This window comes from Streptomyces coffeae (assembly GCF_016741875.1).
GTDB classification, from domain to species: Bacteria; Actinomycetota; Actinomycetes; order Streptomycetales; family Streptomycetaceae; genus Streptomyces; species Streptomyces coffeae.
Genome location: NZ_JAERRF010000015.1, coordinates 1 through 20,324 on the forward strand (window position 1 = coordinate 1; position 20,324 = coordinate 20,324).

Annotated in this window: 18 protein-coding genes and 3 pseudogenes; 11 read left to right on the forward strand and 10 right to left on the reverse strand. The window is 70.7% G+C overall.

Annotated features, from left to right (window positions below; all coding sequences use genetic code 11):
- The coding region (locus tag JK363_RS24125; protein ID WP_307821848.1) for an acyl carrier protein at nt 1–1,077 on the reverse strand (1,077 nt) is incomplete at its 3' end.
- A gap of 135 nt (nt 1,078–1,212) precedes the next feature.
- Nucleotides 1,213–1,564, reverse strand: a pseudogene (locus JK363_RS42680) (alcohol dehydrogenase catalytic domain-containing protein); the annotation flags it as partial.
- A 463-nt stretch (nt 1,565–2,027) separates the two neighbouring features.
- Between JK363_RS42680 and JK363_RS24135 the strand changes: the two are divergent.
- From JK363_RS24135 to JK363_RS24150, 4 genes are all read left to right on the forward strand, one after another.
- Nucleotides 2,028–2,300, forward strand: a complete 273-nt coding sequence (locus tag JK363_RS24135) for a hypothetical protein (RefSeq protein WP_201877219.1) — start codon at nt 2,028–2,030, stop codon at nt 2,298–2,300.
- 442 nt (nt 2,301–2,742) lie between these two features.
- Nucleotides 2,743–3,528, forward strand: a complete 786-nt coding sequence (locus JK363_RS24140; protein ID WP_201877220.1) for an HD domain-containing protein — start codon at nt 2,743–2,745, stop codon at nt 3,526–3,528.
- Between the two features lie 115 nt (nt 3,529–3,643).
- Nucleotides 3,644–4,228, forward strand: coding sequence for a DinB family protein (locus JK363_RS24145; RefSeq protein ID WP_201877221.1), 585 nt, complete (start codon nt 3,644–3,646; stop codon nt 4,226–4,228).
- A gap of 1 nt (nt 4,229) precedes the next feature.
- A complete protein-coding gene (locus tag JK363_RS24150; RefSeq protein ID WP_201877222.1) occupies nt 4,230–4,667 on the forward strand; it encodes a VOC family protein in 438 nt (145 codons plus the stop codon).
- A 54-nt stretch (nt 4,668–4,721) separates the two neighbouring features.
- Here the strand turns inward: JK363_RS24150 and helR are convergent, their stop codons facing one another.
- Nucleotides 4,722–6,935 (reverse strand): RNA polymerase recycling motor ATPase HelR, encoded by a 2,214-nt coding sequence (gene helR, locus JK363_RS24155; protein ID WP_201877224.1) that lies wholly within the window; start codon nt 6,933–6,935, stop codon nt 4,722–4,724.
- A 420-nt stretch (nt 6,936–7,355) separates the two neighbouring features.
- The gene (locus tag JK363_RS24165; RefSeq protein WP_201877225.1) at nt 7,356–8,087 is read right to left on the reverse strand and encodes a CDP-alcohol phosphatidyltransferase family protein; all 732 of its coding nucleotides are present in this window, start codon (nt 8,085–8,087) and stop codon (nt 7,356–7,358) included.
- 125 nt (nt 8,088–8,212) lie between these two features.
- Here JK363_RS24165 and JK363_RS24170 point away from each other — a divergent pair, with 125 nt between their 5' ends.
- From JK363_RS24170 to JK363_RS24190, 5 genes and pseudogenes are all read left to right on the forward strand, one after another.
- Complete coding sequence (locus tag JK363_RS24170) at nt 8,213–9,190, forward strand: zinc-dependent alcohol dehydrogenase (protein WP_201877226.1); 978 nt, start codon at nt 8,213–8,215, stop codon at nt 9,188–9,190.
- Between the two features lie 100 nt (nt 9,191–9,290).
- Nucleotides 9,291–9,689 carry a 6-pyruvoyl trahydropterin synthase family protein gene (locus JK363_RS24175; RefSeq protein ID WP_201877227.1) on the forward strand — a complete coding sequence of 133 codons (399 nt, stop codon included), beginning with the start codon at nt 9,291–9,293 and terminating at the stop codon, nt 9,687–9,689.
- 32 nt (nt 9,690–9,721) lie between these two features.
- Nucleotides 9,722–10,792: a glycosyltransferase family 4 protein gene (locus JK363_RS24180; protein ID WP_201877426.1), complete on the forward strand. Its 1,071-nt coding sequence runs from the start codon at nt 9,722–9,724 to the stop codon at nt 10,790–10,792.
- Complete coding sequence (locus JK363_RS24185; RefSeq protein WP_307821849.1) at nt 10,720–11,631, forward strand: class I SAM-dependent methyltransferase; 912 nt, start codon at nt 10,720–10,722, stop codon at nt 11,629–11,631. Before JK363_RS24180 ends, JK363_RS24185 begins: the two co-directional genes overlap by 73 nt.
- Nucleotides 11,628–12,458 (forward strand): annotated as a pseudogene (locus tag JK363_RS24190) (lysylphosphatidylglycerol synthase transmembrane domain-containing protein); the annotation flags it as partial. The gene JK363_RS24185 and the pseudogene JK363_RS24190, both read left to right, overlap by 4 nt.
- 276 nt (nt 12,459–12,734) lie before the next feature.
- Here the strand turns inward: JK363_RS24190 and JK363_RS42685 are convergent.
- Together JK363_RS42685 and JK363_RS24195 are read right to left on the reverse strand one after the other, a co-directional pair.
- Nucleotides 12,735–13,382: pseudogene (locus JK363_RS42685) on the reverse strand (RibD family protein); the annotation flags it as partial.
- Nucleotides 13,379–14,131 (reverse strand): creatininase family protein, encoded by a 753-nt coding sequence (locus tag JK363_RS24195; protein ID WP_201877230.1) that lies wholly within the window; start codon nt 14,129–14,131, stop codon nt 13,379–13,381. The pseudogene JK363_RS42685 and the gene JK363_RS24195, both read right to left, overlap by 4 nt.
- 98 nt (nt 14,132–14,229) lie before the next feature.
- Between JK363_RS24195 and ribA the strand changes: the two genes are divergently transcribed.
- Complete coding sequence (ribA, locus tag JK363_RS24200) at nt 14,230–14,886, forward strand: GTP cyclohydrolase II (RefSeq protein ID WP_201877232.1); 657 nt, start codon at nt 14,230–14,232, stop codon at nt 14,884–14,886.
- A gap of 217 nt (nt 14,887–15,103) precedes the next feature.
- Here the strand turns inward: ribA and JK363_RS24205 are convergent, their stop codons facing one another.
- The 4 genes from JK363_RS24205 to JK363_RS24220 are packed head-to-tail and all read right to left on the reverse strand — an operon-like array spanning nt 15,104 to nt 19,149.
- On the reverse strand, nt 15,104–16,114 hold the full coding sequence (locus JK363_RS24205) for a Gfo/Idh/MocA family protein (protein WP_201877235.1): 1,011 nt from the start codon (nt 16,112–16,114) through the stop codon (nt 15,104–15,106).
- Complete coding sequence (locus tag JK363_RS24210) at nt 16,111–17,112, reverse strand: Gfo/Idh/MocA family protein (protein ID WP_201877236.1); 1,002 nt, start codon at nt 17,110–17,112, stop codon at nt 16,111–16,113. Before JK363_RS24210 ends, JK363_RS24205 begins: the two co-directional genes overlap by 4 nt.
- A 51-nt stretch (nt 17,113–17,163) precedes the next feature.
- A complete protein-coding gene (locus JK363_RS24215; protein ID WP_201877237.1) occupies nt 17,164–17,940 on the reverse strand; it encodes an SDR family oxidoreductase in 777 nt (258 codons plus the stop codon).
- A 30-nt stretch (nt 17,941–17,970) separates the two neighbouring features.
- Nucleotides 17,971–19,149: a phytanoyl-CoA dioxygenase family protein gene (locus JK363_RS24220; RefSeq protein ID WP_201877238.1), complete on the reverse strand. Its 1,179-nt coding sequence runs from the start codon at nt 19,147–19,149 to the stop codon at nt 17,971–17,973.
- Nucleotides 19,150–19,257: 108 nt separating this feature from the next.
- Between JK363_RS24220 and JK363_RS24225 the strand changes: the two genes are divergently transcribed.
- A complete protein-coding gene (locus JK363_RS24225) occupies nt 19,258–20,316 on the forward strand; it encodes a LacI family DNA-binding transcriptional regulator (RefSeq protein ID WP_201877239.1) in 1,059 nt (352 codons plus the stop codon).
- Nucleotides 20,317–20,324 lie beyond the last annotated feature (8 nt).

Consider the following 20,324-nt stretch of genomic DNA (forward strand, 5'->3'; position numbering starts at 1 on the left):
ATCAGCGCTACCGGCATACGAACGGCACCGGCCATCCGCAGACAGCCCCCGCTGCCGACTGAATTCCACGAAAGTCGCCGGGTTGGACATGACGGTGACACCGCCCGCCAACGCCAGGGAGCACTCACCGGACCGCAACGACTGCACCGCCCAGTGCAGCGCCACCAACGACGACGAACACGCCGTGTCCACCGTCACCGCGGGCCCCTCAAGCCCCAGCACATACGCCACCCGACCAGACAGGACTCCGCCGGATTTTCCCGTGGTCAAGTGTCCTTCGAGCTCTCCGGGGATCTGGTCGACCGTCGACGCATAATCGTGGTACATCAATCCAGCGAACACACCGGCACTGGTGCCACGGAGTGAACGTGGGTCCATCCCGGCCGACTCGATCGCTTCCCAGGATGTTTCCAGCAGCAACCGCTGCTGAGGGTCCATCGCCAACGCCTCATGCGGTGAGATGCCGAAAAAGCGCGGATCGAATTCCGCTGCTCCCTCCAGGAAACCTCCCCGCATGGTGTAGCTGGTACCTGCGTGATCGGGGTCCTTGTTGTAGAGAGTGGCTAAGTCCCACCCGCGATCGGTAGGAAATTCCGTGGTGGCATCCTTGCCGGCAGATATCAGATCCCATAGACCCTCGGCCGACCGCACGCCCCCGGGGTAGCGGCATGCCATCCCCACGATGGCGATGTGATCGCCAGCGGATACCTCACCCTCTCGCACGGGGAATTCTTGGAACGAGCGTGATCCGGCCGGAGGTTCCGTGGTCGCTTCATCGCCGAGCAGCGTGAAGAGATGCTCAGCCAAAGCCAGCGGGGTGGGGTGGTCGAAGACCACAGTGTCAGGCAACGAAAGGTTCGTGACGTCATTCAACCGGTTGCACAACTGAACGGCAGCGATTGAGTCGAACCCAGCGTCCTTGAATGACTGATCCACCTCGACCATGTCCGGCTGCAAATAAACGAGCACCTGAGCCACTTGGGCGCGAACCAGGTCGACTAGAGAGTTGAGATCCGGGAAGCGTCGCATGGCGGAGCAGTACTCGGTCGGGCTGGGAAAATTCTCATCCTGATTCACCTGAGCACCTCATCGAAAACATTGATTTCACCCCGACATTGCAGGGCGAGGATATATGCGGTCAAGGTGCGACGAGGCAGTGTGACTGTGATAGAAAGCCGAATTCGCTGAGCGGCCCCCGTCCCACCGCAACTTCGCCTTGACGAGCGCAATCTCCGCAAGGCCGCCGAAATTCGTCTCGAAGCCCAGATGCGCTGCTCGGGGTCGAGCATCGCCTCATCGTGACCGTAAGGCGTGTGCAGGTCGACACTGAGGCAGTGCGCGACGACACAGTCACCCGGCTTCCAGTCCGCCACACCCTCGCCGGTGCGCAGCACGACGCCGGCCAGGTCGGACCCGACTACGTGGTAGGGGAAGTCATGCCGCTTCGCTGCGACGCCGGTCCGCCCGTACCGGGCGAGAACTGGAAGGTGGGGATCGGCTCAAATATGGCGCTCCACACGGTGTTATGGTTTATGGAACTGGCCATCACAGCGACGAACGCCTGAAGAAATTCGCGCAGGTTGGCCTCTCCTCCGAGCTCATAAGTAACTTCACCGATGTCCGCAACACCAGTAACACCCCTGACCGGCCGAGCGCTTGGTGCGGTTCTCGGTGACAGCGGGGGATGTTGTCATATGCGACGCACGCTTTCGTCCGGTCCGAACGCGATGTGGCATCGACCCTAACCTTCCGGACCGAGTGGCGTCGTTGATCTGGAACCGGCTCTAGGAATATCCCCACCCCACAGGTGAACCGCCCCGGATCGGGTCGAGGTCCGCTTTCATGAAGGGTTCGAGCCATGGCACGACCCTCCCGTTACCCGCTTGAGCTCCGCCGTTGTGCGGTGCGTATGGTCGCCGAGGTCCGCGGTGGACGCCCTGTGGGGCGACGCCGACGCCCCGGACCCGCAGCACAGGGACATCGGCAAGCCGCCCCGCATCCGTCAGCGGAGTTCACGTCCTGGCTGCATGAGCTCGGGTCCGGCTCCCTCGAAGGCGTCGAGTGCGTCCTGCTCGGTGTCGGCAACCTCAACTGGGCCCGCCGCGTACCAGCACATCCCCACGTTTATCGACGAGCGGCTCACCGCCGCCGGAGCCACACCGCTGCTGGGACGCGGTGCCGCAGACGCCTCAGGGAACTTCGCGCGGGCGGCCGACCAGTGGACCGGTGACCTATGGGCGGCCCTGCTCGCCCGATACGGCGCCCCCGAGGGCGCGCCACGGCCCGGGCCGAGGCGCTGACGGATACCGGACGTGGAACCGCAGGACCCGTAACCCCAGGACCACGTCGCCGTGCTCGCGGAACACACCGCCTGCCCGCCCGAGCGCCGAGCCCTGAGCGAACTCCCCGGCACCGGCGAACGTCTTCCATGCCGTGGTCACCGAAGCCGGGCGCAGCAACGCGTCATCGCCGATAGGACCCAATGCTGGGAAGTCGGGAAGTCCATCGGCATATGAACCGACCCAAGTCCCCCGAAGACGTGCCGACATCGTCACCACCAGGCTTTCGCTCCGCGCGCGAGCCTGTTGGGCAGCCTTGACACTATCCCGTTGAAAGGTGGCGGCAATGCCGCTGGGCGGCAGGACCGCGTCCGCATACCGTCAAGGGCATTCCCCGCACGGGCCGGAGATACGCATTCCGAAGGAACCCACGCGGCGTCCATCCTGACGAAAGGCTACCCACATGTCCGATGAGAGCAATGGCGCAAGGAAATTCCCCCGGCGCACCATACTGCGGCACAGTGGCACCATCGCTGCGGTGGGGGCGATATCCGCGCTCTCCACCGCGGCGTCCCATCCGGCCGCTGCCGCTCCCGCCAGGGAGCCGAAGTTGCCCTCGACCGTGGCCGGAGTCCGCATCCCCAACAGCGGAGTGTGCAAGGAAGCGGTGAGGCTCGCACGAAGCGTGTGCCCCGAGCCGCTCTTCCATCACGTTATGCGGACGTATGTCTTCGGCTCTCTCCTGTTCGACCGGCGTGGTGTTCACTATGACCAAGAGCTGGTATTCATTGCCGCGATCTTGCATGACCTCGGACTGGTCGAATCGTTCCAGAGCAGGACCGAGCGCTTCGAAGTCGATGGCGCTGACGCCGCACAGCGTTTCCTGGAGGAACGGCAGGTGCCGGCTGAACGCGTGGAACTCGTCTGGGACGCCATTGCCCTGCACACCAGCGCCGGCATCGCGACGCGGAAGAGGCCGGAGATCGCCTTGATATCCGTCGGCTCCGGACTCGATTTCTCAGGAAACGGCCTTCAGCAGATCCCGTCCGACGATCTCGAAGAGGTGCTCACCGCCTTCCCCAGGAAAGGGTTCAAGCAGGATGCGCTCGATCGGATGATCTCGCTGTGCCGCACCAAGCCCGCTGCGGAGCTCATGCATCCCTTCGCCGAGGTCGGCCGCCGTCACATCCCGGACTTCTCGGTGCCCACGGTGGAGGATCTGCTGCTCGCGGCGCCGTTCGAGGAATGATGAGGGACGCGATCCGCGGGTACTGACGGCGGGGTCCAGCTGTTCCATAGATCATGGAACGAATCGTCCGCCATAGCGGAACGATCCTGTCCGCAATACGCGGGAGGCTGGACCCATGACCGACCAGATCTGGAACCCCCTGCTCCGAGACCAGCTCGCCTGGCACTGGACCCATCAGCTGCGTGACCGCCTCGACGGACTCACCGACGACGAGTACTTCCGGGAGCCGGCGCCCGGCTGCTGGAGCGTGCGTCCGCGTGGCACCGGGAGCGCACCGGTGCAGGCCGGGTCCGGCGCGATGACCATCGACTTCGCGATGCCGGAACCCGATCCGCCACCGTTCACGACGATCGCCTGGCGACTCGAGCATGTGATCGTCGGTGTGCTCGCGGTGCGCAGCGCCGCGCACTTCGGCCGCGCGCCCACCGACTACCAGTCGTTCGAGTACGCCGCGACCGCGTCCGCGGCGCTGGCCCAGCTCGACGCGGAGTACGCCACGTGGCTGGCCGGGGTCGAGTCCCTCGGCGAAACCGGCCTCACCCGCCCGTGCGGGGAGGCGGAGGGAGCGTACGCCGACCATCCGATGGCAGAGTTGGTGCTGCATATCAACCGCGAGCTGATCCACCATCTGTCCGAGGTGTGCCTGCTCCGCGACCTCCACCGGCACACCCGGCAACAGACCCGACAGGAGGCGAGCTGAGATGGCCCGCGACGTCCAGATCACTTTCGACTGCGCCGACCCGGCCGGACTGGCCGCGTTCTGGGCTGAGGCCATGAGCTACCGACTTCAGGATCCGCCCGAGGGGTTCGCGTCCTGGGAGGAGGCCCTGGAGGCGATGGGCGTGCCGCCCGAGCGGCGCAACGACGCGTCGGCGTTGCTCGATCCCGAAGGCTCCGGGCCGCGGCTGTTCTTCCAGCGGGTGCCGGAGGGCAAGCAGGCCAAGAACCGTGTGCACCTCGATGTGCGGGCCGCCCCGGGGCTCGTGGGCGACGCGCGGATGGCGGCCCTGGAGGCGGAGGCCGAGCGGCTCGTCGCGCTCGGCGCCACCCGGCTCGAGCGCCATGAGCCCGCTCCCCCGCTCGGCACCGGTCATATCGTGATGGCCGACCCCGAGGGCAATGAGTTCTGCCTCGACTGATCAACCGCGTGGCGGGCCAGCCCACTTGCGTTCACCCCCGTGTTCCGTTCGGGGTCAAGGGACCCTGAACGGGACACGGTTGCCATCTGCGGATGGCTCGCAGGGGCTGGTGAGGATGACGAGTTGCCGGGTCGCTCGGGTCATCGCGACATAGCGGTCGACCGCTCCTTCGATGCCCGTGCCGAACTCCTCCGGGTCGATGAGGACGACGAGGTCGAACTCGAGCCCCTTCGACAGCTCGGGGGTGAGCGAACGGACGCGGGACGTCGCCCGGAAGGTGGGATCGCCGATGACACAGGCGGTCCCCTCGGCATGTGCGGCGAGCCAGGTGTCGAGGATCGCGTCCAGATCCGCAGCGGATCCATGGACGACGGGGACATCGCCGCTGCGGATGGAGGTCGGCACATTGGCGTCCGGGAGCGCGGCCCGGATGACGGGCTCGGCTTCCGCCATGACCTCTTCCGGCGTCCGGTAGTTGATGCTCAGGGAGGCCACGTTGATCCGGTCGAGCCCGATCCGCTCGAGCCGTTCCTGCCATGACTCGGTGAACCCGTGCCGGGCCTGAGCGCGGTCCCCGACGATGGTGAAGCTCCGGGACGGACAGCGGAGCAGCAGCATCTGCCACTCCGCGTCGGTCAGTTCCTGAGCCTCGTCCACGACGATGTGCGCGAACGGACCGGCGAGCAGGTCCGGGTCGGCGCTGGGCAGTTCGGCCTCGTCGACCAGGCTGACCTGGGCGTCCTGGCCGCGCAACATCGTCACCAGCCCTTCGCCGTCGTCGCCGTCGGCCCCGGAGTCGGATGCGGCGTCGATCAGGTTGTCGACGACCTGCGCCATGCGCTCGCGCTGGGCGGCGAGGGCGGCAGCATGCCGGCGCTTGCGCCGTGCCGTCTCCGGGTCGCCGAGCCGCTGCCGTGCCGCGTCCAGGAGCGGCAGGTCGGACACCGTCCAGGCCTGGGGGTCCTTGCGTTGCAGCGTGGAGACGTCATCGGGGTCGAGCCAGGGAGCGCACATCCGTAGATAGGCGGGTACCGACCACAAGTCTCCGACGAGGTCGGCCGCTTCGAGCAGCGGCCATGCGCGGCTGAAGGTGGTGATCAGCTCCTCGTCGTGCAGCAGCGACCTCCGGAAGAGGTCGGGCGAGATGTCACCGTCGTACTTGTCCAGCAGGATGGTGACCAGTTCCGCCCAGATCTGCTCGCGCGCCTCGTTGTGCGGAGTACCTGGGTCCGCCGCCTCGAATGCCTCGGCCCAGTCGTCGGCGCTCAGCCAGATGTCGGACCAGTCGGTCGTGACCGTCATCCCCTTGGCGGGCGGCTCTTCATAGAACCTGACGGCCGTCTCGATCGCCTTCACCATGTCCGCGGACGACTTCAGGAGGGCCGCGTGCGGGTCGTCCTCGAGCGCCGCTCCGGCTCCCTCGGCGACGAGGTCCCGCAGCGTGCAGGTCTGTACGCCCTCTTCGCCGAGGCTGGGCAGGACGTCGGCGACGTAGGCCAGGTAGGGCTGGTGCGGACCGACGAACAGCACACCGCCGCGACGGTGACCGAGGCGAGGGTCGGAGTAGAGCAGGTACGCGGAGCGGTGCAGGGCGACGACGGTCTTCCCCGTACCCGGGCCGCCGTCGACCACAAGAGCGCCGCGGGAGCCCGCCCGGATGATGGCGTCCTGGTCGGTCTGGAGGGTGGCGAGCACGTCCCGCATCCGGGCTGACCGGCTGCTGCCCAGGCTTGCGATGAAGGCGGACTGGTCGTCGAGCGCGGCGTGCCGGTCGAGCCCGTTGGCGGTGAACACCTCGTCCCAGTAGTCGCTGATCCGGCCGCCGGTCCAGCGATACCTGCGGCGGCTCGCCAGCCCCATCGGGTTGGCGTGGGTCGCCGCGAAGAACGGCTCGGCCGCGGGGGAGCGCCAGTCGACCAGCAGCCGGCGCCCGGCGCTGTCGGTGAGGCCGAGTCGTCCGACGTACCGGGGCTCGGGGTCGTCCGCGGTGACGATGCGCCCGAGGCACAGGTCCAGGCCGAAACGGCGCAAGGCGCGCAGCCGGCCGGTCAGCCGGTGGACCTCGGTATCCCGGTCCATCGCTGCCCGGCCCACGCCGCCGGGTGCCTTGAGCACGGCGTCGAGGCGGTCGGACAGTTCGGCGATTGCCTGCTCGAGGCTCTCCGCGATGGCCGCGAAGTGCTTCTCGTCCTCGGCGATCAGTGTCGGGTCGGCCTTGGGAGCGAGGCGGTCGGGAAGGTCGAACGCGCTGGTGGTCAGGGAGGTCATGTCAGCGGCTCCGATCCGGGGTCGCGCCCGCGAGATCCAGCGGCGCGCACATCCGCACCTCGGCGTCAGCGCCTGGCTCAAAGACCGACAACAGCACACGCACTTCGTGAGTCCCCCATTTCCGCAGGTTCGGGCCTTGGCCAGCGATTTTGCGGCAGGGAGGGGGCCTTGCCGCAAGGCCCCCTGTGCGCTATACGTTGAGAGTGGCAAGGAGTGGGGATTCCCCCTTGCCACTCTCGCTCGCTCCGGACGACGGCGCCCCTACGGCCGACTCAGGCAGGCGCGTTGCGGAAGAGGCGGGCGCCGCCGAGCAGACACAGCGCCGCCAGAGCCAGGGTGACGGCCGCGCCGACGGCCACGGTGCCGTTCGCGTAGTGGCCCTGGAACACCTCGCGTATGGGGCGGTCCGCCCACGGCGGATCAGCCCTGCGCGCGTTGGTGGCGGGTGCGCCACAGCCATCCGATGTCGCGGGTGAAGGACCAGCTCAGCAGGGCCAGGGCCAGCAGCACTTCGGCCAGGGCCGCGGTGCGGGGAAGGATCGCGGCCCCGGCCACCAGCAGGGCGATGCCCTGGAGCGCGGCCACCGTCTTACGGGCCGTGCTCGGCGGGAGTTCACCGTGCAGCCAGGGCAGGAACCGGGACGCCACGACGAACGCGTAGCGCATACCGCCGATCAGCAGCACCCAGGGGCCGAGCGAGGTGGCCACATAGACGCTGAGCACCAGGATGAGGAACGCGTCCACTTCCATGTCGAAGCGGGCACCCAGCGGGGACGAGGTGCCGGTGCGGCGGGCCACCTTGCCGTCCACCGCGTCCAGGATCAGGGCCACCGTGGTGAGCGCGACCAGCACCGTGACCCGCGGCGGGCTCTGGAAGGAGTCGGCGACCAGCGCGGTCACCCCGCCGACCAGGGTGGCCCGGGCCAGGGTGACGCGGTTGGCCGCCCCGAACGAGCGCAGCCACGAACGGGACACGGCGCGGTTGAGCACCGCCCAGGTGGCGAGGGCGAAAGCCACCCCGGTCAGCCATCCCGCGGGACCGAGGCCGAGTGCCATGCCGAGCAGGGCGAGCAGGGCGAGCTGTGCTCCCGCACCCGCCGCGGTCTCCTGGCGCAACGGTTTGGTGTTGTACGTGTCATTCAGGGTTGCCACCGTGCACCCTCCGGCTGTGTGGCGGAGTCCATGAGTGCCGCGTACCGTGATCGCGGCTGGTTATCCGTACGTGTGCCGCCGCCCGATTGTTCAGCTGTTCAGCGCGATCCTTCTGGAGGACCTCGATGGAGCGCGTCGCCCGCGCCTTCTGGCTCCGCTCCCCCGGCCACGGCGAAATACGGGAGGTGGCGCTGCCCGCACCCGACGATAGCGAGGTGGTGGTGCGCACCCTGTGCTCCGGTGTGAGCCGGGGTACGGAGACCCTGGTGTTCCGGGGCGGGGTGCCGGAGAACCAGCACACCGCGATGCGGGCGCCGTTTCAGGAGGGCGCGTTTCCGGCGCCGGTGAAGTACGGCTATCTCAATGTGGGTGAGGTGGAGCAAGGGCCCCGGGAGCTGCTGGGGCGCACGGTGTTCTGTCTGTATCCGCATCAGACCCGTTATGTGGTTCCGGCGAACGCGGTGACCGTGGTGCCTGAGAACGTGCCCGCCGCACGGGCGGTGCTGGCCGGGACGGTGGAGACCGCGGTGAACGCCGTGTGGGACGCGGCACCGCTGCTCGGCGACCGGATCGCGGTGGTGGGGGCCGGGATGGTCGGGGCGAGCGTCGCCGCCGTACTGGCCCGTTTTCCGGCGGTACGGGTGCAGCTGGTGGACGCGGATCCGGCGCGCGCCGGTGTCGCGGCGGCGCTCGGGGTGGAGTTCGCGCTGCCGGAGGAGGCGGCGGACGGCTGCGATCTCGTGGTGCATGCCAGCGCCACCGAGGCCGGGCTCGCCCGCTCGCTGGAACTGCTCGCCCCGGAGGGCACCGTGGTGGAGCTGAGCTGGTACGGCGACCGGCGGATCAGTCTGCCGCTGGGTGAGGCGTTCCACTCGCGGCGGCTGACCGTGCGCAGCAGCCAGGTGGGCACGGTGTCGCCGAACCGTGGTCCCCGCCGCGGTTACGCCGAGCGGCTGGCGCTGGCGCTGGAGTTGCTGGCCGATTCCTCCTTCGACGCGCTGGTGAGCGGGGAGTGCGCCTTCGAGGAGCTGCCGGGGGTGTTGCCGAGGCTCGCCTCGGGTGAGCTTCCGGGACTGTGCCACCGTGTGCTGTACGGACCCTGAGGCCGCCGCAAAATCGGTCTGAACACGGGGAACGCATCGGCCGTACTACACGGCGTGCCCCGGCAGACGGGCCCGACGCGCGCACCTGGAGGGTCATCCGTTGTTCAGCATCACCGTCCGCGACCACATCATGATCGCCCACAGCTTCCGCGGTGAGGTCTTCGGACCCGCGCAGCGGTTGCACGGAGCGACGTTCCTCGTGGACGCCACGTTCCGCCGCACCGAGCTGGACGACGACAACATCGTCGTCGACATCGGGCTGGCCACCCGTGAACTCGGGCAGGTGACCGGAGCGCTGAGCTATCGCAATCTCGACGAGGAACCGGACTTCGCGGGCATCAACACCTCCACGGAGTTCCTGGCCAAGGTGATCGCCGACCGGCTGGCCGAGCGGGTGCACGCGGGAGCGCTGGGCGAGGGCGCCCGGGGCCTTGCGGGTCTGACCGTCACGCTGCACGAGTCGCATATCGCCTGGGCGAGTTATGAGCGTGCCCTGTGAGCGGCGGCGAACCGCGGGCGGTGCACATCGTGATGCCCGGCGATGTGCACGATCCCACCGCGCCGAGCGGCGGCAACGTCTACGACCTGCGGGTGTGCCGGGATCTGCCCGGTACCGGCTGGCAGGTGCACGAGCACGCGGTGGCCGGGGCCTGGCCCCAGCCGACCGCCGGGGCCCGCGCCGAACTGGCCCGGACCCTGGCGGAGCTGCCCGACGGCAGTGTGGTCCTCCTCGACGGTCTGGTGGCCTGCGCCGTGCCGTATCTCATCGTTCCCGAGGCGCCGCGGCTGCGGCTGGCGGTGCTGGTGCATCTGCCGCTGGGGGACGAGACCGGGCTGGCCCCGGGCCGGTCGGCGGATCTCCAGGCCCTGGAGGGCCGGACCCTGCGCGCGGTGGGCGCGGTGGTGGCCACCAGCGACTGGGCGGCGCGACGGCTGGTGGAGCTGCACGGGCTCGCCCCGGGGCAGGTGCATGTGGCCGCGCCCGGGGCCGATACGGGGCCGTCGGCGGAGGGCAGCGAGGACGGCACCCGGCTGCTGTGCGTGGCGTCGGTGACCCCGCGCAAGGGACAGCGCCGGCTGATCGAGGCGCTGGCCGGCATCGGCGATCTGCCGTGGGAGTGCACGTTCGTGGGCGGTCTCGACCGCCACCCCGGCTATGTGGACCGGGTGCGGGAGCTGATCGCGCGGGCGGGTCTGGAGGACCGGCTGCGGCTGGCCGGACCGCGCTCCGGCGCGGCGCTGGAGGCCAGTTACGCCGCCGCCGATCTGCTGGTGCTGCCCTCCCACGCCGAGACATACGGCATGGCGGTCACCGAGGCGCTGGCCCGCGGCATTCCGGTGCTCGCCACCGAGGTGGGCGGGGTGCCGGAGGCCGTGGGCAAGGCGCCGGACGGCAGTGTGCCGGGCATGCTCGTCGGTCCGGAGGACCCGGAGGCGCTCACCGCCGCGCTGCGCCGCTGGCTGGGTGAGCCCGCCACACGCCGGCGGCTGCGGGAGGCCGCGCGCGGACGGCGCACCGCCCTGGACGGGTGGGACACAACATCGCGGAGTCTGGCCACGGCGCTGGACCGGCTCCGCCGGGACACCGGGAGGGCCGCGTGACGGCGACCGACACACCGCACTACACCCCCGACTGGCTTCAGTTGCGCGAGGGTGCCGACGCGGCGGCCCGCGCACCGGAGCTGGTGGACTCGCTGCGAGCGCATCTCGCGGCGCGGCCGGGTCCCGACGGTCCGCTGGTGGTGCACGACCTGGGCTGCGGCACCGGGTCGATGGGCCGCTGGCTGGCGCCCCGGCTGCCCGCGCCGCAGCGCTGGGTGCTGCACGACCGGGATCCGCGGCTGCTCCAACGGGCCGTCGAACAGCCGCCGTGCGATGCCCAGGGCACTCCGGTGGCGGTCGGGACGCGGCGCGGCGATCTGGGACGGCTGACCGCCGACGATCTGGCCGGTGCCTCACTGGTGACCGCCTCGGCGCTGCTGGACGTGCTGACGCGCGAGGAGGTGGACCGGCTCGCCGCGCTGTGTGCGGAAGCCGGGTGTCCGGTGCTGCTGGCGCTGTCGGTGGTGGGACGGGTCGAGCTGACTCCGGCCGATCCGCTGGACGACGAGATCCTGGACGCGTTCAACGCCCATCAGCGCCGTGGTGAGCTGCTGGGTCCGGACGCGGTGACGGTGGCCACCGCGGCGTTCGAACGGCAGGGGGCGGTGGTCCGGACGCAGTGCAGCCCGTGGCGGCTGGGCCCGGAGGAGTCCGCGCTGACGGCCGAGTGGCTGCGGGGCTGGGTCGGTGCGGCCAAGGAGCAGCGGCCGGACCTCGGGGCGCGCGCCGAGGCGTATCTGCGGCGCCGTCTGGCGGTGTGCGAGGCGGGCGGGGTGGGGGCGGTGGTGCACCACCGCGATCTGCTGGCGCTGCCCGCAGCGGTGGAGGCGGCGGCATGAGCGGGGCGGTCCGGGCACGGCTCGGCGCGGTGGCCGGTGCGGCCATCCTCACGGTGCTGCTGTGGCGGCTGGGCACGGGCGCGTTTGTGGACGGGCTGCGCAGGATCGACGGGCCGACCCTGCTGGGCGCGCTCGGACTGGGCCTGCTCACGACGGTGTTCAGCGCATGGCGCTGGTGTCTGGTGGCTCGGGGCCTGCGGATCCGGCTGCCGCTGGGCCGGGCCGTGGCGGACTACTACCGCTCGCTGTTCCTCAACGCGGCGCTGCCCGGCGGAGTGCTGGGCGATGTGCACCGCGCCGTACGCCACGGGCGCACCGCCGGTGATGTCGGGCGGGGGGTGCGCGCGGTGGTCCTGGAGCGGGTCGCGGGCCAGGTGGTGCTGATCGCGGTGGGGATGGTGCTGCTGCTGGCGCATCCGGCCGTGGCGCTGGAGCAGACCCGCCGGGTGGCCGCGGCCCCGGGCGCCGTACCGGTCCTGGCCGTGGTGGCCGCGGGTCTGGTGGCGCTGGTGGTGCGGTCGCGGCGGCGCGGAGCGGCCGCCCCCTCCCGGGGGCGGCGGGCGCTCCGCGGCGCGCTGGCCGAGGCGCGCCGCGGGCTGCTGGCCCGCGGCAGCTGGCCGGGGGTGGCGGTGGCCTCGGCGGTGGTGCTGACCGGGCATGTGGCCATGTTCCTGCTGGCGGCGCGAGCCGCGGGGTCAACCGCGCCGGTCGCCGTGCTGGTGCCGCTGCTGGTGCTGGCCCTGATCGCGATGGCGCTGCCGCTGAACGTCGGCGGCTGGGGACCCCGGGAGGGTGTCACCGCCTGGGCCTTCGGCGCGGCGGGCCTCGGCGCGGGCCAGGGGCTGTCGGTCGCCGTGGTGTACGGAGTGCTCACCTTCGCGGCGAGCCTGCCCGGTATCGCGGTGCTCATCGGGCAGTGGATCGCCGGACTGCGGCATCCCCAGGTCGAGTTCGAAGAGGGTGTCCTCGCCGAGGACACCACGGCGCACGGGCGGTCGGAGCGCGTTCCGCAGTACCGGGGTACCGGCGAACCGGAGTCCGGGGACACCGTCGCCGATCAGGACCGGCGCCACGGTGACGTAGAGCCGGTGCAGCGCCCGCTCGTGCAGAAAGCGGGACACGGTCACCCCGCCGCCCTCGACCAGTATCCGGCCCAGGCCGCGCCGCGCGAGTGCGTCCACCAGGCGGTGGGGGGCGAACGCGTCGCGGTCCGGCAGCGTCAGCACCTCCACGCCGTCCGGGGCGGTCGGACGCTCGCTGTCGGCGGCCACCACCCACAGCGTCGGCGCTGAGCCGTCCGTGAACACCCGGCGAGTGAGGGGAACCCGGCCATGCGGATCGACAACCACACGCACCGGATGGTCACCGGCGCAGGCGCGGACGGTCAGTTGGGGGTCGTCTGCGGCGGCGGTCCCGGCGCCCACCAGCACCGCGTCGGTGAGCGCCCGCAGCCGGTGCAGATGGCGGCGGTCCTCCTCACCGGTGACGTAGTCGGCGTCGCCGGTGCTCGTGGCGATGAAACCGTCCAGGCTCTGGCCGAGCTGGGCCACCGCCAGACGCGGCCCGGCCAGGCACAGCGGGGCGTAGCGCGCGGCCAGCTCCCCGGCTTCCGGCGAAGCGGGCTGCCGCCACCGGTACGTACCGTCCGCGTCCCGGACCAGACCGGCCGCCCCGGCCTGCGCCCCGGTCCGGACCGTGCGCAGCAGATCCCATGCGCGCGCCGCGTCGAGCACGGCGGTGCGGTCCGTCATCGCGTCTCCTCCCGGGCGCCGAGCAAGGAGAGATACTCATCGAAGGAATCGACAAGACCGGCGAGAAGTTCCTTTCCCTTTTCGGCGGACGCCAGGGAGGGGCGGCCTATGACCCCGGACTCCGTATAGGCGGACATACCGAGGGTGAGCAGATGCTTCCGGTCATCCGCTATCCAGTCCGCCTTTTCCTGGCCGGGCCGGACGAGTTCCGGGCGGACCCGCAAGAGGATGGAAGTCTCCACTTCTCCCGCATGCATATCGCTGTTGGACGGCGTCTGCACTCCGGCCCGTTCTCGTGCGGCTGTCCAGTCGGCCGAGCCCGGGAAAAGTGCCATACGCATACCGGTGCCCACGGATTCCTGAACCACGTTCCGCAGCACATAATTCCCGCCGTGTCCGTTGACCACGGCGAGAGCGTGGACACCGGAAGCCCGCAGCGAATCGGCGATGTCCCGGACGACGGCGTGCAGCGTGGCGGCGGAAATGCTGACCGTGCCCGGCCAGCCGGCGTGCTCGTGCGAACAGGAGACGGTGATCGGGGGAAGCGCGAGCACCGGGTGGGCCGCGGCGATCTCACTGGCGATGGCGCAGGCCACGACCGTGTCGGTGATCAAGGGAAGCCCGGCGCCGTGCTGTTCGAAACTCCCGACGGGCAGGACGGCGACCCGGGCTCCCCGGGCCCTGACGTCCTCCGTCGTATCCACCGGCAGAAGATCCGGGACCTGTGGTCGCGTTCCGGAACTGCTCATGTTTTTCGGGCCTTTCGTTCGTCCACCGGGGCAACGTGTTGACACGTGCTCGCCATTTTCACCTACACCGCAGGCAGTTTGCCAGATAGGATCGGGACATGACAGTAAGTGATAGCGTGGTCGACTCCAGTGCTCGCACCGCGGGTGCCAAGCGCGTGGCGAATCTCCAACTGTCCACCGTGTACGGTGAATTCCGCGCGGTCGGCTACCTCGACCTCAATCGCGGGGATGAACAAATAGCCCTGGTATACGGTGATGTCGAGGGTGCGGACGTCCTTACCCGGCTGCATTCGGAGTGCCTGACCGGAGATGCCTTCGGCTCCAAGCACTGCGAGTGCGGAGATCAGCTCTCCGCCGCGCTGAACACCATCACCCGCGAGGGCCGCGGCATTCTGATCTACCTCCGGGGCCATGAGGGCCGGGGCATCGGACTGCTCTCCAAGTTGCAGGCGATGCAGCTCCAGGCGGAGGGCATGGACACCGTCGAGGCCAATCTCGCCCTCGGGCTGCCCGCCGACGCCCGCGACTACCAGGTGGCGGCGGAGATGCTGCACGACCTCCAGGTGCGGTCGGTGCGGCTGCTGTCCAACAACCCGCTCAAGCGGGAGGCGCTGCTGCGGCACGGCATCGACGTCAGTGAGCAGGTGCCGCTGCTGACCCCGCCGCGCGAGGAGAACATCACCTATCTGCGCACCAAGCGGGACCGGATGGACCACTACCTGCCGCATCTGGAGGTCGCGGCCGACCGCTCGTGAGGGCGGCCGGCCGGACCGGTGGTGGCCCAGGCCCTGTCCGGTGGGTCTTATCGGGCCCGCGACGCCTGGCACCGCACCTCGCCGCGTTGTCGGAGTCGCCCGAGTACGCCCAGTACGAGGGCGATCCTCCGCCTTGCGATCCTCCCCCAGCTACCGCTGGGAGGTGCCCCCTCACCAGACGCCGCGGGCTGATCCTCAAAGACCCACCGGACAGGGCCTAACGCACCCGCGGGCGGGGCGGGAATCCGGCGGCGCGGTAGCAGGCGTCGACCAGGGTCATGGTGGCCAGGGCGTCGTCCGCGTCGAGCGGCGGCGGAGTGCCGTGCCGTACGGCGTCGGCGAACGCCTCCAGCTGATAGGTGTACGAGGAGCGGCGGCCGAGTTCCTCGGTCCGCTCCCCCGCCCGGGTGCGCACCACGACGCGGTCGTCCAGATGCGGCTGGACGAAGTTCAGCGCGGTGGCCTCGCCGAGCGTGCCGGTGATCCGGCAGCTCATCCGCCACTCGCCTGCGGCCATATGGCATCGGGCGAGGCCGGTGGCGCCGCCGGGGAAGGCAAGTTCGGCGTCGACCCATTCGTCGACGTCCTCGGCGCCCGGCCGCTCCGCGCCCCGGGCGGCCACCAGCCGGGGCGCGCCACCGGCCCAGGGGGCGAGCACCCGCTGTGCGTGCAGGCTGTAGCAGCCCAGGTCCATCAGGGCGCCACCGGCCAGCGACAGCGACCAGCGCGGATCGCCGTCGGGCGGCGCGGGCATCGCCATGATGGTCTCGACATGCCGGAGCTCACCGAGTTCACCGGAGTCCAGCAACGTGTGCAGCCGCCGCGTGACCGGGTGGAACAGGTAGTGGAAACCCTCCATGAAGACGGTGCCCGCGGTGGCGGCGGCATCGCGGATCTCGGCGGCCTCCTCAGCGTTGCACGCCGAGGGCTTCTCGGTGAGCACATGCTTGCCCGCCGCGAGGGCGGCCAGGTTCCAGGGGCCGTGCAGACCGTTGGCGAGCGGGTTGTAGACGATGTCGACCTCGGGGTCGGCCACCAGCTCGGCGTAGCCGTCCACCACACGTTCCACCCCGTGCTCGGCGGCGAACCGCTCGGCGCGGCCGCGGTCGCGGGCGGCCACGGCCACCAGCCGGTGGCCGGTGGCGCGGGCCGGGGCGACGACGGCCAGCGCGGAGATACGGGCCGCGCCCAGCACGCCGATGCGCAGGGGTGCGGTGGATCCCGTCATCCGTGCCGGACCTCCTCGAGCGTCACCGCGCGGCGCTCGCGCAGCGACAGGGTGCACGCCTCGGCGATCCAGCCCGCCTCCAGGGCGTCCTCCACGGTGCACGGCGAGGGCCGCTGCCCCGCGACGACCTCGGTGAACGCGGTGAGTTCGGCGCGGTAGGCGGCGGCGAAGCGGTCCATGAAGAAGTCGTGCGGCACCCCGGCGGGGAAGGTCGCGCCGGGCTCGACCGAGCGCAGCGGCAGCTTGTCCTCAAGACCCACGGCGATGCTGTCCTGGAAGCCGTGCAGCTCCATACGGACGTCGTAACCGCGGGCGTTGTGACGGCTGTTGGAGACCAGCGCGAGGGTGCCGTCGTCCAGGGTGAGGACGGCGGCGGTGGTGTCGGCGTCGCCCGCTTCGGCGATGTAGGAGGCGCCACGGTTGCTGCCCCGTACGTACACCTCGGTCACCTCGTGGCCGGTGACCCAGCGGATGATGTCGAAGTCATGGACCGAGCAGTCGCGGAAGATGCCACCGGAGGCGGCGATGTACGCGGGCGGGGGCGGCGCGGGGTCCAGGGTGGTGGACCGCACGGTGTGCAGCGGGCCCAGCTCACCGCTCGCCACCGCGGCGCGGGCGGCGGCGAACCCGGTGTCGAAGCGGCGGTTGTAGCCGATCTGGATCGGCACCCCGCTGTCCTTCACCGCCTGCCGCACCTCGACGCCCTCCTTCATGGTCCCGGCGACGGGCTTTTCGCAGAACACCGGGACACCCGCCCGGACGGCGGCCTGGATCAGGCCGGGGTGGGCGTCGGTGGCGGCGGCGATGACCACACCGTCCACCCCGGCGGCGAGGACGGCTTCGGGTGAGTCGGCCACGGTGGCGCCGAGCCGTGCGGCGAGGGCCGAGGTGTCCGCGTAGGGGTCGGTGACGACGAGGGATTCCACGGCGTCCAGTCCGCCCAGGGTCTCGGCGTGGAAGGCGCCGATCCGGCCGAGTCCCATGATGCCGATGCGCATGGCTCGCTTCTCCTTCGTGGTGGTTCTGTGAGGTGGGGTGATGAGAGGGCGTCAGTCGAGCGCGCCGACGACGTTCTGGTCCCAGTCGATGACCGAGCCGGTGACCACACCGCTGCGGTCGGAGAGCAGCAGTACCGCGAAGTCGGCGATCTCGTCGGGCTGGCCCAGCTTGCCCATGGGCAGCGCCCGCGCGGCCTCCTCGCGCCAGTCGTCGCCCGCGCCGTGGAAGGTGCGCTGGGTGACGTCCTCGCCCTCGGTGGCGGTCCAGCCGATGTTCAGGCCGTTGATCCGGATGCGGTCCCAGCGGTGGGCGTGGGCGGCGTTGCGGGTGAGTCCGGCGAGTCCGGCCTTGGCGGTGGAGTACGCGGCGAGATGGGGCGGGCCGCCGTGGGCACAGTTGGAGATGACGTTGACGATGGTGCCGGGGGCCTTGCGCTCGACCATGTCCGCCACCGCGGCCTGCATGGCGAAGAACGGGGCGCGCAGATTGATCGCCATATGGGCGTCGAAGAGCTCCGGGGTGGTGTTCAGCAGCGAGCCGCGCGAGGTGAGCCCGGCGGAGTTGACCAGGCAGTCGATCCGGCCGTAGGCCGCCACCACCTTCTCCACCACACCCTTCGCCTCGGTGGCGTCGGACAGATCGGCGCGGAGGAAGGTGGCGGTGGCGCCGTCCGCGGTCAGTTCGGCCACCAGCTCCTCACCGGGGCCGGGGCGCCGTCCGCTGACGGCCACCTGGGCCCCCTCGCGGGCGGCCGCGCGGGCGATGGCCGCGCCGACGCCCTGGCTTCCGCCGTTGACCAGCAGGACCTTGTTCTCCAGGAGTCCCATGATGTGTTTCCTTGTCTCAGCTGTGTTGTCTCAGCCGTGGCGGCGGTCGGCGGCGCCCCGCAGGGCCTCGCCGAGCGCCTCCGACGTCCAGTTCCGGTCCAGGGCGCGGCGCAGCAGGTCCGCCTGGGTGGGTGGGGCGAGTCCGTCGACCGGCGGGTCCCGGTCGAGGTCGGTGGGGAAGGGGTAGCCGTCGGCGCAGGCGGCGATCACGGTGTGCAGCCACTCCGGCGTGGCGCCGTGCGCCTTGCGGTCGCGCAGCACCGGGAAGACGGCCTCTGTCATGGCCCGGCGGTCCACGGTTTCCATGGCGCGGCCGAAGGCGGAGGAGATCTGGAGCAGATTGGCCATCCGCCGCACCCCGGTGGTGCGGTTGGCGCCCGCGGCGTGGAAGAGCGCCGGGTTGAAGAACACGGCGTCGCCCTGGGTGAGCGGCAGCTGGATGTGGTGGTGTTCGAAGTACTCCTGGAAGCGCGGCAGCCGCCAGGCCAGATAACCGGGCTCGAAGGTCTGCGAGTACGGCAGGTAGAGCGTGGGTCCGGATGCCACGGGCATGTCGCCGTGGGCGACCGCGCCCTGGAGGGTGAGCGCCGGGGAGAGCCGGTGGACATGGGCGGGGTAGCCCGCCGCGGTGGCGTTGGACAGGAAGCCGAGGTGGTAGTCGCGGTGCGCGGTCTGTGCCGGGCCACCGGGATTGACCACGTTGATCTGTGAGGTGATCTGGTAGCCGGGGCCGAGCCACGCGGTGGACACCAGGGCGACGATGTCGTTGGCGTAGTAGTCGGCGAATGCCTCGGGGTCGCGGACGGCCATCTTCTCCAGGGCGTTCCACACCCGGTCATTGGTGCCCGGCGCGGCGAAGTGGTCTCCGGCGGCGGTCCCGGCCGCGCGCTGCTCGTCGATCAGGGCGTGGAACACCCCGGTGGCGCGGTCCATCACCGCGACGTCGGGGAAGGCGCGGCGGAACACGACCACACCGGCGCCGTCGGCGAGCGCGTGGACCAGTTCGGCCTGGACGGCGCGGCGGCCGTCCGGGGTGGCGGCGACGGTGCGCAGCCGGTCGCTGTCGTAGACCGGCACACCGTGCTCGATGCCGGAGGCATACGGACAGGTGGCCGGGTCGGTGGTGCGCTCGACCAGGACCCGGAAGGCGTCGAGATCGCAGTCCGCCTCGGACAGCCAGGTCCGGGCGGCCGCGGGGATCGCGGACATCGGCGTCCTTTCGGGGGTGGCGCGGCGGCGGTGCGATGTCATTCTTGTGACACCCGCACCCCTCGGGCAATCGGCAGAAGCCCATCAAAAACCCCTCAAGGAGCCGCCGTGCCGTCCCATCCGTTTCCGCTCCGGGAGATCGCCCGCCAGGCCGGGCTGAGCGAGGCCACCGTCGACCGGGTGATGAACCACCGGGGCGGGGTGCGGGAGAGCACCGCACGCGAGGTGCACCAGGCCATCACCGATCTGCACCGGCAGCGGGACCAGGTCCGGCTGGGCGGGCGTACCTTCATGATCGACATAGTGATGCAGGCGCCCGAGCGCTTCTCCACGGCCGTGCGGACGGCGCTGGAGGCCGAGCTGCCGTCGCTGCACCCGGCCGTGCTGCGCTCGCGTTTCCACTTCCGTGAGACGGGGCCGGTCGGCCGGCTGACCGCCACACTGGACCGGATCGCGAAGAAACGGCAGTCGCAGGGGGTGCTCCTCAAGGCCCCCGACGTCCCCGAGGTCACGGCGGCGGTCGCCCGGCTCGCCGAGGCCGGGATTCCCGTGGTCACCCTGGTGACGGACCTGCCGACCAGCGGGCGGATCGCCTATGTCGGTATCGACAACCGCGCGGCGGGCGCCACCGCCGCGTATCTCATCGGGCAGTGGCTGGGCGACCGCCCCGGCCATGTGCTCACCAGCCTCAGCAGAGGTTTCTTCCGCAATGAGGAGGAGCGCGAGATGGGGTTCCGGGGTGCCATGCGGGCACTGCGTCCGCAGCGCACCGTGGTGGAGATCTCCGAGGGCGACGGGCTGGACGCCGCCACCCAGCGCGAGCTGGCGCTCAACGCCCTCGCCCGGGATCCGGAGATCCGCGCCGTGTACTCGATCGGCGGCGGCAACATCGCCACGCTGGAGGCGTTCGAGGCGGCCGGGCGGGAGTGCGCGGTGTTCATCGCCCATGACCTCGACCACGACAACACCCGGCTGCTGCGGGAGGGGCGGCTCTCCGCGGTGCTCCACCACGATCTGCGGCAGGACATGCGCTACGCGTGCCGTCTGGTGATGCGGGCCCATGGCGCGCTGCCCGCGGACACCGCGCCGCTTCCGCCGTCCGCGATCCAGGTCGTCACCCCGTACAACATGCCGCCGGGAGAACCGCTGCCGGACGCGTCGCGCTGAGCGCCGAG